13 protein-coding genes and 1 pseudogene are annotated in these 12,345 nt (G+C 69.5%); 6 read left to right on the forward strand and 8 right to left on the reverse strand.

Annotation, left to right across the window (positions count from 1 at the left end):
- Positions 1-27 precede the first annotated feature (27 nt).
- Positions 28-1,848, forward strand: a complete 1,821-nt coding sequence (gene aspS / locus F9288_RS14845) for an aspartate--tRNA ligase (protein WP_174839111.1) — start codon at positions 28-30, stop codon at positions 1,846-1,848.
- 54 nt (positions 1,849-1,902) lie between these two features.
- Positions 1,903-2,673: a polyphosphate kinase 2 family protein gene (locus F9288_RS14850; protein ID WP_174837500.1), complete on the forward strand. Its 771-nt coding sequence runs from the start codon at positions 1,903-1,905 to the stop codon at positions 2,671-2,673.
- Between the two features lie 22 nt (positions 2,674-2,695).
- On the opposite strand, the gene F9288_RS14855 is transcribed toward F9288_RS14850, so the two are convergent.
- Positions 2,696-3,328: a carbonic anhydrase gene (locus tag F9288_RS14855; protein WP_174837501.1), complete on the reverse strand. Its 633-nt coding sequence runs from the start codon at positions 3,326-3,328 to the stop codon at positions 2,696-2,698.
- Between the two features lie 54 nt (positions 3,329-3,382).
- Between F9288_RS14855 and lipA the strand changes: the two genes are divergently transcribed.
- A complete protein-coding gene (gene lipA / locus F9288_RS14860; RefSeq protein WP_174837502.1) occupies positions 3,383-4,300 on the forward strand; it encodes a lipoyl synthase in 918 nt (305 codons plus the stop codon).
- Positions 4,287-4,778 (forward strand): type II toxin-antitoxin system RatA family toxin, encoded by a 492-nt coding sequence (locus F9288_RS14865; RefSeq protein WP_174837503.1) that lies wholly within the window; start codon positions 4,287-4,289, stop codon positions 4,776-4,778. The genes lipA and F9288_RS14865 overlap by 14 nt, the downstream gene beginning before the upstream one ends.
- On the opposite strand, the gene F9288_RS14870 is transcribed toward F9288_RS14865, so the two are convergent.
- From F9288_RS14870 to F9288_RS14880, 3 genes are read right to left on the reverse strand one after another with little or no spacing between them, the layout of a single operon-like run.
- The gene (locus F9288_RS14870; protein WP_174837504.1) at positions 4,706-5,242 is read right to left on the reverse strand and encodes a CinA family protein; all 537 of its coding nucleotides are present in this window, start codon (positions 5,240-5,242) and stop codon (positions 4,706-4,708) included. The genes F9288_RS14865 and F9288_RS14870 overlap by 73 nt on opposite strands.
- Complete coding sequence (locus F9288_RS14875; protein ID WP_174837505.1) at positions 5,239-5,763, reverse strand: hypothetical protein; 525 nt, start codon at positions 5,761-5,763, stop codon at positions 5,239-5,241. The genes F9288_RS14870 and F9288_RS14875 overlap by 4 nt, the downstream gene beginning before the upstream one ends.
- On the reverse strand, positions 5,760-6,884 hold the full coding sequence (locus tag F9288_RS14880; RefSeq protein ID WP_174837506.1) for a bifunctional 2-C-methyl-D-erythritol 4-phosphate cytidylyltransferase/2-C-methyl-D-erythritol 2,4-cyclodiphosphate synthase: 1,125 nt from the start codon (positions 6,882-6,884) through the stop codon (positions 5,760-5,762). The genes F9288_RS14875 and F9288_RS14880 overlap by 4 nt, the downstream gene beginning before the upstream one ends.
- 255 nt (positions 6,885-7,139) lie before the next feature.
- Here F9288_RS14880 and F9288_RS14885 point away from each other — a divergent pair, with 255 nt between their 5' ends.
- Entirely contained in the window at positions 7,140-8,429 is a 1,290-nt protein-coding gene (locus F9288_RS14885; RefSeq protein ID WP_174837507.1) for an MFS transporter, read from the forward strand.
- Here the strand turns inward: F9288_RS14885 and rsmD are convergent.
- Positions 8,426-8,965, reverse strand: a complete 540-nt coding sequence (gene rsmD, locus F9288_RS14890; RefSeq protein WP_174837508.1) for a 16S rRNA (guanine(966)-N(2))-methyltransferase RsmD — start codon at positions 8,963-8,965, stop codon at positions 8,426-8,428. The two genes, F9288_RS14885 and rsmD, sit on opposite strands and share 4 nt — an antisense overlap.
- 227 nt (positions 8,966-9,192) lie before the next feature.
- Positions 9,193-9,897, reverse strand: a pseudogene (locus tag F9288_RS14895) (pseudouridine synthase); the annotation flags it as partial.
- Between the two features lie 139 nt (positions 9,898-10,036).
- Between F9288_RS14895 and F9288_RS14900 the strand changes: the two are divergent.
- On the forward strand, positions 10,037-10,489 hold the full coding sequence (locus F9288_RS14900; protein ID WP_174839112.1) for a response regulator: 453 nt from the start codon (positions 10,037-10,039) through the stop codon (positions 10,487-10,489).
- Here F9288_RS14900 and F9288_RS14905 read toward each other — a convergent pair.
- Both F9288_RS14905 and F9288_RS14910 read right to left on the reverse strand, forming a co-directional pair.
- Positions 10,486-10,920 carry a DUF6628 family protein gene (locus tag F9288_RS14905; RefSeq protein WP_174837509.1) on the reverse strand — a complete coding sequence of 145 codons (435 nt, stop codon included), beginning with the start codon at positions 10,918-10,920 and terminating at the stop codon, positions 10,486-10,488. The two genes, F9288_RS14900 and F9288_RS14905, sit on opposite strands and share 4 nt — an antisense overlap.
- 67 nt (positions 10,921-10,987) lie before the next feature.
- Positions 10,988-12,337 (reverse strand): folylpolyglutamate synthase/dihydrofolate synthase family protein, encoded by a 1,350-nt coding sequence (locus F9288_RS14910; protein WP_174837510.1) that lies wholly within the window; start codon positions 12,335-12,337, stop codon positions 10,988-10,990.
- Positions 12,338-12,345 lie beyond the last annotated feature (8 nt).

The following is a 12,345-nucleotide window of genomic DNA, read 5'->3' on the forward strand; positions in this document are numbered from 1 at the left end:
AGGGGAGGGCGCCGCGCTATGACACAGATGCACGCTTATCGTTCCCACACCTGCGCCCAGCTTGCCGCCGCGAACGTCGGGGAGGCCGTCCGCCTTTCCGGCTGGGTCCACCGCAAGCGCGATCATGGCGGCGTGCTGTTCGTCGATCTGCGCGATCATTACGGCATCACGCAGATCGTCGCGGACAGCGATTCGCCCGCGCTGCCGGTGCTGGAATCGCTGCGCGCCGAATCGGTGGTGACGATCGACGGCAATGTGAAGAAGCGTTCCGACGCCACGATCAACCCGAACCTCGCGACCGGCGAGATCGAGGTGTTCGCGACCGGCGTGACCGTCCAGTCGATGGCGCAGGAGCTGCCGATGCCGGTGGCGGGCGAGGCGGAATATCCCGAGGAGATCCGCCTGCGCTATCGCTTCCTCGACCTGCGTCGCGAGACGCTGCACGCGAACATCATGCTGCGCTCGTCGGTGATCGCCTCGATCCGGCGGCGGATGATCGACCAGGGCTTCACCGAGTTCCAGACGCCGATCCTCACCGCCTCCAGCCCGGAAGGCGCGCGCGACTATCTGGTGCCGAGCCGCGTCCACCCCGGCAAGTTCTACGCGCTGCCGCAGGCGCCGCAGATGTTCAAGCAGCTGCTGATGGTCGCCGGCTTCGACCGTTATTTCCAGATCGCGCCGTGCTTTCGCGACGAGGATGCGCGCGCGGATCGTAGCCCAGGCGAATTCTACCAGCTCGATTTCGAGATGAGCTACGTCACGCAAGAGGACGTGTTCGCCGCGATCGAGCCGGTGCTGCATGGCGTGTTCGAGGAGTTCGCCGACTGGCAGGGCAAGGGCCGCAGCGTGTCGCCGCTGCCGTTCCGCCGCATCCCGTACCGCGAATCGATGCTGAAATACGGCAACGACAAGCCGGACCTGCGCAACCCGATCCTGATTTCGGACGTATCGGCGCATTTCGCCGGCTCCGGCTTCGGCCGCTTCGCCTCGATCGTGGAGGCGGGCGACGTGGTGCGCGCGATCCCCGCGCCGAAAACCGCCGAGAAGTCGCGCAAATTCTTCGACGACATGAACGCCTGGGCACAGTCGGAGGGCTTCGCGGGCCTCGGCTATGCCACACGCAAGCAGGGCGAATGGGGCGGCCCGATCGCCAAGAACCACGGCGAGGACAAGATGAACGCGCTGGCCGACGCGCTCGGCCTCGGCCCGGAGGACGGCATCTTCTTCGCCGCCGGCAAGGAAGCGCAGGCGGCCAAGCTCGCCGGCCTCGCCCGCACGCGCGTCGGCGAGCAGCTCGACCTGGTCGACCAGAACCGCTTCGAATTCTGCTGGATCGTCGATTTTCCGATGTTCGAATATGATGAGGACGCGAAGAAGATCGACTTCAGCCACAATCCGTTCAGCATGCCGCAGGGCGAGCTGGAGGCGCTGGAGACGAAGGACCCGCTCGATATCCTCGCCTATCAGTACGATATCGTCTGCAACGGCGTCGAATTGTCGTCCGGCGCGATCCGGAACCACCGCCCGGAGATCATGTACAAGGCGTTCGAGATCGCGGGCTATACGCGCGCGGACGTCGATACGAATTTCGCCGGCATGATAAATGCGTTCAAGTACGGCGCGCCGCCGCACGGCGGGTCCGCGCCGGGGATCGACCGCATCGTCATGCTGCTCGCCGACCAGCCGAACATCCGCGAGGTGATCGTCTTCCCGATGACGCAGAAGGCGGAGGACCTCATGATGGGCGCGCCGAGCTTCGTCTCCGCGAAGCAGCTTCGCGAGCTGAACCTGCGCTCCACGGCGGAGGTGGCGAACGTCGACAAGGCGGTCGCGCCCGACGCGGGCTGAGCCGCGAATCGAACATGGCTGGCGTCCGGCCCGCTTTCGCGGCAGGTTGGCGCCATGATTGATCTCGCCGATTACGAAAAGGGCAAGCGCTACAAGGGGCATTACCGCCGCGATCTGGCAGCGCTTCAGAAGAGGCTGAACCATATCCTCGTCGCGCATATTGTGCATGAGCGGCCGGCGGTGGTGATGCTGGAGGGCTGGGATGCCGCCGGGAAGGGCGGGATCATCCAACGCCTTGTGGATACATGGGACCCGCGGCATTTCGAGGTCTACCCGATCTCCGCGCCCACGCCGGAGGAAAAGGCCCATCCGTTCCTCTGGCGCTTCCGCAAGCACCTTCCGGAGCCGGGCGACATCACGGTGTTCGACCGCAGCTGGTACGGCCGCGTGCTGGTCGAGCGCGTCGAGGGTTTCGCGACTCGCGCGGAGTGGAAGCGCGCTTACGGCCAGATCAACGATTTCGAGACGCGGCTGATCGATTCGGGCACGACGCTGGTGAAGCTGTTCATCCACGTCGGCCAGAAGGAGCAGGACAAGCGCCTGCGCGAGCGCCTCGACGATCCGTGGAAGCGCTGGAAGACGGGGCTGGAGGATTATCGCAACCGGGCGAAGCGCGCCGCCTATCTGGAGGCGATGCACGAGATGTTCGAGCGCACCGATACCGGGGTCGCGCCGTGGCACGTTATCGACGGCAACGACAAGAAAGCGGCGCGAATCGCGGCGCTGACCGTGGTGGCGGACGTGCTTTCCGCCAATGTGCCGATGGACCCGCCGGTGCTCGATCCCGAACTGGCGCGGGTGGCGCACGAGGCGCTGGACGGATAGGTCGCCCTTCGACGGGCGCGTATCACGCCGCCGGCGCGAACTCTCCGTCCTCGCCCATCACCCACAGCACGCCGCCACGGATCGAGAACCACGCGCCGCGCAGGGTGAGCCGGCCCTCAGCCTCCGCCTCGCGCACGCAGGGGAAGGTGCGCAAGTTGCTGAGGCTGACGCGCACTGTTTCCAGTTCGAGCTGGTGCGCGGCTTCCTCGCCCTCGCCATATTCGGCGACGATGCGGTCGCGCGCCTCGTCGAGCATGTCGATCCAGCGCGCGATGAACCCGCCTTCGCCCGGCCGCGCATGGTGGAAACGGCGGGTGAGCGAGGCATTGACGCCGCCGCACATGCCGTGACCCATCACGACGATGTCCTGGACCTTGAGCTGCGTCACGGCGAATTCCAGCGCGGCGGAAACGCCGTGGCGCGCCTCGTCGATCTCCAGCGGCGGCACGAGGTTCGAGACGTTGCGCACGACGAATATCTCGCCCGGCGACACATCGAACACGGTGGCGGGATCGGTGCGGCTGTCGGAACAGGCGATCACCATCACCTTGGGGCTTTGCCCCTCGGACAGCTCCGCCCATCGATCATGCTGCTCGACCCAACCATGTTCACGAAAACGCCGGTAGCCGGCGACGAGATCGGTGAAGTCGGTCATGGCGCGGCTCTTAGCGCGTTGTTTCGCGCGAGGGCAGTCGCTATTTGCCCCCACATGAACGAAATGTCCCCCGTCGCCGCGCCGCGCCAGCGCAAGCCTGACTGGATTCGCGTCAAGGCGCCGACCTCGACCGGCTTCGCCGAGACGAAGCAGCTGATGCGCCGGCTGAACCTCGCCACCGTGTGCGAGGAGGCGGCCTGCCCGAACATCGGCGAGTGCTGGACGAAGAAGCACGCGACGGTGATGATCCTGGGCGACACCTGCACCCGCGCCTGCGCCTTCTGCAACGTCAAGACGGGGATGCCGCGCGCGATCGACCCACTGGAGCCGGAGCATGTCGCGGTGGCGGCGGCCGAGCTGGGGCTGGAGCATATCGTCATCACCTCGGTCGATCGCGACGACTTGCCGGACGGCGGCGCGTCGCAGTTCGTGAAGGTGATCGAGGCGCTGCGCCGCAACACGCCGAACACGACGATCGAGATCCTCACCCCCGATTTCCGCAACAAGGCGCAAGGAGCGGTCGAGTCGATCGTCGCCGCGCGGCCGGACGTCTATAACCACAACCTCGAGACCGTCCCACGGCTCTATCCGACGATCCGCCCCGGCGCGCGTTACTACGCGTCGCTGCGCCTGCTGGAGAGCGTGAAGCGGCACGATCCGTCGATCTTCACCAAGTCCGGCGTGATGCTCGGGCTGGGCGAGGAGCGGCTGGAGGTGCATCAGGTGATGGACGACATGCGCTCCGCCGACATCGATTTCCTGACGATGGGGCAATATCTCCAGCCGACGCCGCGCCATGCCAAGGTCGCCGATTTCGTCACGCCCAAGGCGTTCGACGCTTATGCCGCGATCGCGCGGGCCAAGGGCTTCCTGCTGGTCGCCAGCTCGCCGCTGACCCGGTCGAGCTATCACGCGGGCGACGATTTCGCGAAGATGAGGGCGGCGCGCGAGGCGCAACTTGCCAAGGCATAAGGAAACCCGCCGCCTGCCCTATACGCGGGAGCAGATGTTCGATCTGGTCGCGGACGTGGGGCGTTATGCCGAGTTCCTGCCGTGGGTGGTGGCGATGCGCGTGCGCAGCGACACGCCGACGGAGACGATCGCGGACATGATCGTCGGCTTCAAGGGGCTGCGCGAGACCTTCACCTCGCGCGTGGTGAAGGAACGGCCGGCGGCGGTGCATGTCGATTATGTCGACGGGCCGCTGAAGTTCCTGCACAACGACTGGGGCTTCCGCGCCGATGGCGATGGCTGTTTCGTCGATTTCTCGGTCGATTTCGCCTTCCGCAACCGCGTGTTCGAGGCGATGGCGGGACAGGTGTTCGCCGCCGCGCTGCGCAGGATGATCGGCGCGTTCGAGGATCGGGCGGCTGCGCTCTACGGCGTCGGGGGCGCTTCCGGGGAAGGCGACGGCGGCATCAGCAGGTCGAGCGCGCACAGCGCCGCCTGAAGGCGGATGCGGCCACGGCCGAGATCGCCGAACTGGTGCTTGTCGGCCACCACGTCCGAAGGATCGCCGCCGCGTTCGGCGCGGGCGAAGACGACGGTGCCGACCGGCTTCTTCTCCGATCCGCCGCCCGGCCCGGCGACGCCGGTGATCGCCACCGCGACATCGGCATGGGTCGCCTCCAGCGCCCCCTGCGCCATGCTCCATGCGACCGCGATCGAAACCGCGCCGAACGTCTCGATCACGTCGTTGCTGACGTTGAGCAGCCCGAGCTTGGCGTCGTTGGAATACGTGACGAGGCTCGCCTCCAGCACGTCCGACGAGCCGGGGATCTCGGTGAGCGCGGCCGCGACCAGCCCGCCGGTGCAGCTTTCCGCGATGGCGATGCGGCGCCCGGCGGCGCGATTCGCTTCCACCACGCGCGCGGCGGCGGCGATGAGTTCGGGGGGGAGGACACTATCGGTCATTGGGACACCGTGGGACATACCGGAAGATCGGGAACGGCGGCAACCTGCTTCCCGCGTACCTTCCTGGCTTTCAGATATTGCAGCGTGGCGACGATGATCCCCGCCGTGTTGCGCGCGGGCAGCGGCTCCAGCAGCGTCACCAGCCGGTCGATCGTCGGGCAGTCGCCGGGCTGGACATGGCCGACGATCTGCGGCGCGAAGATCGAGGTGAGCAGGGGCCGCGCGTAATCGGACTGGAGCAGCATATCGACCGCCGGATCGCTCAGCTTGACGATCGCGGCGCGGGCGGCGGGCCATGCCGAGTCGGCGGCGGCCTCGTAGCGGGCGAGGAAGGCGCTGTTCGGCCGCCGCACGAGGCTGGCGGGCGGCAGGGCGGTGCAGACGCGCCCCGTCTCGCGGATGATGTCCGGCATGGCGACCAGGGCGATCGCCTCGGCGTCGGAGGCGGTGAGGCACGGGGCCTGCGCGCTGGCGGCGGCGGGCATGGCGACGAGCGCCAGCAGCGCGGCGAGGCGTCTCACAGCGCGCTTCCCGGCAGCATCGCGGTGACGACGGCCTGCGCGGCGATGCCCTCGCCGCGGCCGGTGAAGCCGAGGCGCTCGGTGGTGGTGGCCTTCACGCTGATCCGATCGGCTGAAACCTCCAGAAGTTCCGCGATCCGCGCGCGGATCGCCTCGCGATGCGGGCCGATCTTCGGCGCCTCGCAGATCAGGGTGAGGTCGACGAAGGTGACGCGGCCGCCGCGCGCCCGGAGCAGCGAGAGGGCGTGGCGCAGGAATTGCCCCGATTCGGCCCCGCGCCATTGCGGGTCGCTCGGCGGAAAGTGCATCCCGATATCGCCCGCCGCGATCGTGCCGAGCAGCGCATCGGTGATGGCGTGGAGCGCCACGTCCGCGTCGCTGTGCCCCGACAGGCCCTGATGGTGCGGGATGAGCACGCCGCCCAGCCACAATCGCTCCCCGTCGGCGAGGCGGTGGACGTCGGAGCCCAGCGCCGAGCGGGTTTCCATGCCCAGCCGCGCCTCGGCGGCGGCGATGTCGCCCGGCCAGGTGATCTTTTCCAGCATCGCATCGCCCTGCACCAGCGCGACCGATCCGCCAAGCGCGCGGACCATCTGCGCGTCGTCTGTGGCGTCGCCGCCGGTCCAGCGGCGATGCGCCTCGGCCAGCGATGCGTAGCGGAAAGCCTGCGGCGTCTGCACGCGATGGAGCGATTCGCGCGGCACCGTCTCGCCATCGTCGCGCACCAGCGTGTCGGCCACCGGCAGCACCGGCACCGCGCCTTCGTGCGAATCGAGCGCGGCGAGCAGCCGGTCGATCACGGCGGCGGGGAGGAACGGGCGCGCGGCGTCGTGCACCAGGATGCGGTCGGCGCCCGCCAGCGCGGCCAGCCCCGCCGCGACCGACTCGCGGCGTGTCGCCCCGCCGGTGATGTATGCCGCGTCGGGCAGCGCCTCGGCGATCAGCGCTTCCTGCCCCGCGCCGATCGCGACCAGCACCGTGTCGATCATCGGATGGCGGCTGAGCGCCGCGTGGCTCCACGCCAGCATCGCGCGGCCGCCGATCGCGGCATATTGCTTGGGCAGGGCCGCGCCGGTGCGCTCTCCCTTGCCGGCGGCGACGATCAGGGCGACGGTCTTCATGGCGCGGCGCCTTAGTCCGGGAGCGGGCGGCGGGCAATGGAAGGGAAAATCCGGGGCGGCCAGACAGGGGGAGGGCCGCCCCGTAGTTCAGGGAACGACCGGGAAAAGGGAGACCCGGCCATCGTCGGCGCGAGGGGACGTCACCGACGCATTACGGGCTAGGCCCGCGATGTTGCGGGAATGTGTCCGCGGAGAACGATCGTGTTTCCGCCACGAAATGTTGACGCATCGGCGATCTGCGGGGATGGAAGGCGCATGACATCGGCCGCCTCGACCCGCCGCATCCTGATCGCCAGCCTCGTCGGCACGACGGTCGAATTCTATGATTTCTATATCTATGCGACCGCCGCCGCGCTGGTGTTCGGCCCGCTGTTCTTCCCCGCGGAGAGCGCCTCGGTGCAATTGCTCTCCTCCTATGCCAGCCTCGCGGTGGCGTTCATCGCGCGGCCGGTGGGGGCGTGGGTGTTCGGCCATTATGGCGACCGGATCGGGCGGAAATCGACGCTGGTCGCCTCGCTGATGCTGATGGGCGGATCGACGCTCGCGATCGCCTTCCTGCCCGTTTACGCGACGATCGGCTGGTGGGCGCCGCTGCTGCTGTGCGTGCTGCGCTTCGGCCAGGGCTTCGGCCTTGGCGGCGAATGGGGCGGGGCGGCGCTGCTCGCGGTGGAGAACGCCCCGCCGGGATGGCGCGGCCGCTACGGCATGGTGCCGCAGCTCGGCGCGCCGATCGGCTTCATCGCCGCGAACGGGCTGTTCCTCGTGCTCGGCCTGATGATGACGCCGGCCGAGTTCATGGCGTGGGGCTGGCGGGTGCCGTTCCTGCTCTCCGTCGTGCTGGTCGGGCTGGGGCTGTGGGTGCGGCTGCGCATCGCCGAGACGCCGGCCTTCGCGAGGATGCTGGAGGAAGGGCCGCCGCCCGCCGTGCCGATGGGCGAGCTGCTGCGCGATCACTGGCGCGCCGCGCTGGGCGGCACGTTCGGCGCGATCGCCTGTTTCGCGGTCTATTATATCGCGACCGCCTTCGCGCTCGGCTATGCCACCACGACGCTGGGAATCGACCGGCAGACCTTCCTCGCGCTCCAGCTCGGCGCGATCCTGTTCATGGCGGTGGGCATCGTGCTTTCGGGCATCTGGGCGGATCGCAGCTCGCCGGCGAACGTGCTGACCTGGGGGTGCATCGGCGCGATCCTCGCCGGCTTCCTGCTGGTGCCGGGGCTTGGCTCCGGCTCGCTGGCGACGATCTTCGCCGCGCTGGCCTTCGCGCTGCTGGTAATGGGGTTCGTCTATGGCCCGCTCGGGGCGTGGCTGCCGGGGTTGTTTCCGGCGCGCGTGCGCTACACGGGCGTGAGCCTCGCTTTCAACATGGCCGGGATCATCGGCGGCGGGCTGACCCCGGTGGCCGCGCAATGGCTGTCGCAGCGCGGCGGCGGGGTCGCGGCGGTCGGCCTATATCTGGCGGTGGCGGCGCTGCTGAGCCTGATCGCGCTGGTCGCGCTGCGCCCGCGACGCGGCGTCGCGCCGATGGTGGTCGAGGGGCCTTAGCTGGGCCGCAGCAGCGTGAGCCGAGCGCGGCCGTGCTTGCGGTCCGCCTCGATGGTGAATCCGGCGACGTCGACCGGTTCGTTATGCGCGGTCTCGATGCTGATCCACGTCCCCGCGCCGACCCAGCCGAGCCGTGCCAGCCGATCGAGCGCGACATTGCCCGCGCCGGTGCCATAGGGCGGATCCATCAGGATCAGGTCAAACGGTTGCTGCGTCTGCGCCAGCGACAGGACGGAGGTGGCGCGGACCTCCGCGCCGGTTGCGCCGAGTTTGGCGATATTCGCGCGCAGCGCGTCGAGCGCGGCCTTGTCCTGCTCGACGAACAGGCAATGCCCGGCGCCGCGCGACAGCGCCTCCAGCCCGAGCGCGCCGGAGCCGGCGAACAGATCCGCCACGGCCAGCCCCTCGAAGCTGCCGACGCGGCTGGCGAGCATCGAGAACAAGGCCTCGCGCGTGCGGTCGGCGGTGGGACGGGTGGTATCCCCCTTGGGCGCGACGAGCGGGCGGCCGCGCCATTGGCCGGCGATGATCCTCATTTGCGCGGCCTCGCCGGGCCGGAGCGCGGCTTGGGTTTCGCCCAGCCGGCCTTGCGGCGCGGCGGACGCGCCGGGCGGGCGGTGCGCTCCGCCGCCGGTGGCGGCGATGTCTCGGCGCGCGTTTCGGCCGGCTTGCGTGGCGCGGTCTGCGCGCGGCGCGGCGCGCGTCGTGCCGGCGGCGCGTCGCTGGAGACCGCGATCGGCTCCGGCGTCGGCCCCTTGCGGTCGAGCGACTGGCGGAAGGCGACCAGATCGTGCTGCCGCACCTCGCCGATTCCACCGGGCGGCAGGTCGCCGAGCACGAACGGGCCGTAGCGGATGCGGATCAGCCGGTTCACCTCCAGCCCGAGATGTTCGAGCACGCGGCGCACCTCGCGGTTCTTGCCCTCGGTCAGGATCATCTCGATCCACAGGTTCGCGCCGGTGCGCCGCTCGATATTCGCGTCGATCGAACCGTAGCGGACGCCGTCGATCTCCACGCCCTCGATCAACGATTCGAGCTGCGACTGCGACACCTGGCCGAAGGCGCGCGCGCGATAGGTGCGTTCCACGCCGGTCGAGGGCAATTCCAGTTGCCGCTTCAGCTCGCCGTCGTTGGTCATCAGCAGCAGGCCCTCGGTATTATAATCGAGCCGCCCGACCGGCATGAGGCGCGGCAGGTCCTTCGGCAGCCGGTCGTAGATCGTCGGCCGCCCACGCGGATCGCGCTCCGTGGTGAGCACGCCGGCCGGCTTGTGGAACAGGAACAGCCGCGCGGGCACCGCCGCCGCGACCGGCTGGCCATCGACCGTCACGCCGTGGAGCGAGGCGAGCAAGGTCGCGGGCGTCTCGATCGTCGCGCCGTCCTTCGCGACGCGGCCCTCCTCGATCATCCGCTCGATCTCACGGCGCGAGGCGACTCCGGCGCGGGCGAGGAGCTTGGCGATGCGCTGCATGGGGCGCTGGTCTGACGGGCGGCTCGGCATGACGCGGCTGATACATTGCTTGCGTTGCATGCGCGAAAAAATTTGCGTCGAAAGTGCAGTCGCGGCGTTAAGGCGTTGGGGTTTGGCAGGCGGCATGATTCACACGATGTTGTTCGAGCGGAAAAAGCGGCGGATCACACGCCTCCTGCTGGTCGAGGACGAGCCGCTCGTTGCGTTCGATGCAGAGCATTTGTTGATCGCGGAACATTATCAGGTGGTCGCCACCGTCGATCGCGTCGCGCGGGCGGTGTCGATCATCGCTGACGGGCAGGCGATCGATCTCGTGCTGGTCGACGTGGAACTAGCCGACGGCAGCGGCGTGGACGTGGCGCGCGCGGCGGCCGGGCGCGGCATCCCGGTGCTGTTCGTCACCGCCAATTGCCCGAGCGAGGCATCGGCGCTCGCCGTCGGCTGCCTCGTCAAGCCGTTCGCCCAGCGCGACCTGCTGGCGGCGATCCGCGCGATCGAGGCGACGCTGGAGGGCGCGGCGCCGCGCCGCCTGCCGAGCGGTTTCCGGCTGTTCGCGCGGGCCGGCTTGTCCGAACCCGACGCGGCCTAGCGGAAGATCGGCCGCCCCTCGTCGGCGAAGGCGGCGGAAACGGCGGCGATGCTCGCCAGCACTCCGTCGGGCCGGCGGATGCCGAGCAGGTCGCCGAGCAGCAATGCGGCGGTTTCGGGCGCGGTCTCGACGCGCGCGATAGTGGTCAGCAGCGCCGATTCGGCCACCGTCATCCGCGCGCAGCAGCATGGCGCGATGGCGATCGGCAGCGCGGCATTGCCGGCGAGATCGGCCATCAGCGCGCGCAGCAGGGTGAGCGGCCGGCGGAACCCTTCGCGAAACAGGGTGAACATCGCGTGCGCCGCGCGCGCGTCGGCGAGGCCATGCGCGCCCATCCGCCTGATCGCGAACAGCAGCACGCGCGCGTTCGGGCATGACGGCAGCGGATAGGGGAGCGCGGTGGCGGCGGTGGTAGCGGCAGGCAAGGTCATAGGGACGATTCCTCTCGTCCGCGACCTTCGCGGTTCAGCTATTGCAAGTCAATCGCAATTAGAAGGATCAGTTCGGCGGCTCGTCGTTCGCGGCAAGCACCTCACCGGCGAGATAGAGCGAGCCGGCGACCAGCGCCGATTCGCCGGCGCCGGAGCGGGCGAGCTGGTCGAAAGCCGCCGTGACGTCGCCCGCCGTCGTTGCGGTCGACGCGCCATATCGCCGCGCCAGTGCCGCGAGCGCGGCGGGCGGGTGGCAAGCGTGATGCGGCACCGGCACCGCGATGACCTCGCAATCCGCGCGTCCGCCGATCAGGAGCCGCAGCACGCCCTCCGCGTCCTTGTTGGCGAGCATCCCGATGACGATCGCCGTGGGCGCGCCTTCGCCCCACGCACCGGCGATCGCGGCGGCGGCGGATTCGTTGTGCGCGCCATCGAGCCACACGCCGAACCGGCGCTGTTCCGGGCGCAGGCGGCGAATGAGCGGACCGTCGCCGAGCCGTTGCATCCGCGCTGGCCACGTCGCCGCGCGGATGCCCGCCGCCAGCGCGGCCGGATCGACGCTCACCGCCTGCTGATGCCGCAGCATGGCGACGGCCAGCCCGGCATTGGCGGCCTGATGGGGGCCGGTGAGCGCCGGCCGGGGAAGGACGAGTTCACCGGCGGCGTCGCGGTAGCGCAGCGAGTCGCCTTCCGTCGCGATCTCCCATTCCACGCCGCGCGCGATGAGCGGCGCGCCGCGCTCGCTCGCCACCGCGGCGATGCTCGCGGCGACCGAAGCCGGATAATGCTGCGTGACAAGCGGGACGCCAGGCTTGGCGATGCCGGCCTTCTCGAAGCCGATGCGGTCGAGCGGTTCGCTCGGCGTGCCGACTTCCTCCGCGAGCAGAAACGCCTCGTGATCGATGCCGAGTGCGGCGATGCCGCACACCGCAGGTTCGGGAATGACATTGGTGGCGTCGAGCCGCCCGCCGAGTCCCACCTCGATCACGCAGGCGTCGGCCGGCGTCCGGGTGAAGGCGAGGAAGGCGGCCGCCGTCGTCACCTCGAAGAAGCTCGCGCAGATCCCGCCGCCGGCATCGAGCACCTCCGCCAGCAGCGGGGCGAGCGCGGCATCCTCGATCAGCTTGCCCGCGACGCGGATACGCTCGTTGAAGCGCATGAGATGCGGGCTGGTGTAAGCGTGGACGCGGAGGCCCGCCGCCTCCAGCGCCGCGCGCAGGAAGGCGCAGGTCGAGCCCTTGCCGTTGGTGCCCGCGACGTGGAACACCGGCGGCAGGCGCAGGTGCGGGTTGCCGACGCGCTCCAGCAGCCGCGTGATCCGCCCCAGCCCCAGCACGTCCGCGCCGGGCGAGAGCGACCACAAGCGGTCGAGCTGCGCCTGCACCGCCGGATCGGCGGATATCGCGTGATCCGCCATGTCGGCTG

This window comes from Sphingomonas sp. CL5.1 (assembly GCF_013344685.1).
Classification (GTDB): domain Bacteria; phylum Pseudomonadota; class Alphaproteobacteria; order Sphingomonadales; family Sphingomonadaceae; genus Sphingomonas.

Excerpts from the sequence above, each read along its gene's own strand:
- aspS (WP_174839111.1), top strand. The coding sequence starts at position 28 with ATGCACGCTTATCGTTCCCACACCTGCGCCCAGCTTGCCGCCGCGAAC.
- F9288_RS14850 (WP_174837500.1), top strand. The coding sequence starts at position 1,903 with ATGATTGATCTCGCCGATTACGAAAAGGGCAAGCGCTACAAGGGGCAT.
- rsmD (WP_174837508.1), bottom strand. The coding sequence starts at position 8,965 with ATGAGGATCATCGCCGGCCAATGGCGCGGCCGCCCGCTCGTCGCGCCC.
- F9288_RS14900 (WP_174839112.1), top strand. The coding sequence starts at position 10,037 with ATGTTGTTCGAGCGGAAAAAGCGGCGGATCACACGCCTCCTGCTGGTC.
- F9288_RS14855 (WP_174837501.1), bottom strand. The coding sequence starts at position 3,328 with ATGACCGACTTCACCGATCTCGTCGCCGGCTACCGGCGTTTTCGTGAA.
- F9288_RS14880 (WP_174837506.1), bottom strand. The coding sequence starts at position 6,884 with ATGAAGACCGTCGCCCTGATCGTCGCCGCCGGCAAGGGAGAGCGCACC.
- F9288_RS14910 (WP_174837510.1), bottom strand. The coding sequence starts at position 12,337 with ATGGCGGATCACGCGATATCCGCCGATCCGGCGGTGCAGGCGCAGCTC.
- F9288_RS14905 (WP_174837509.1), bottom strand. The coding sequence starts at position 10,920 with ATGACCTTGCCTGCCGCTACCACCGCCGCCACCGCGCTCCCCTATCCG.
- F9288_RS14885 (WP_174837507.1), top strand. The coding sequence starts at position 7,140 with ATGACATCGGCCGCCTCGACCCGCCGCATCCTGATCGCCAGCCTCGTC.
- lipA (WP_174837502.1), top strand. The coding sequence starts at position 3,383 with ATGAACGAAATGTCCCCCGTCGCCGCGCCGCGCCAGCGCAAGCCTGAC.
- F9288_RS14870 (WP_174837504.1), bottom strand. The coding sequence starts at position 5,242 with ATGACCGATAGTGTCCTCCCCCCCGAACTCATCGCCGCCGCCGCGCGC.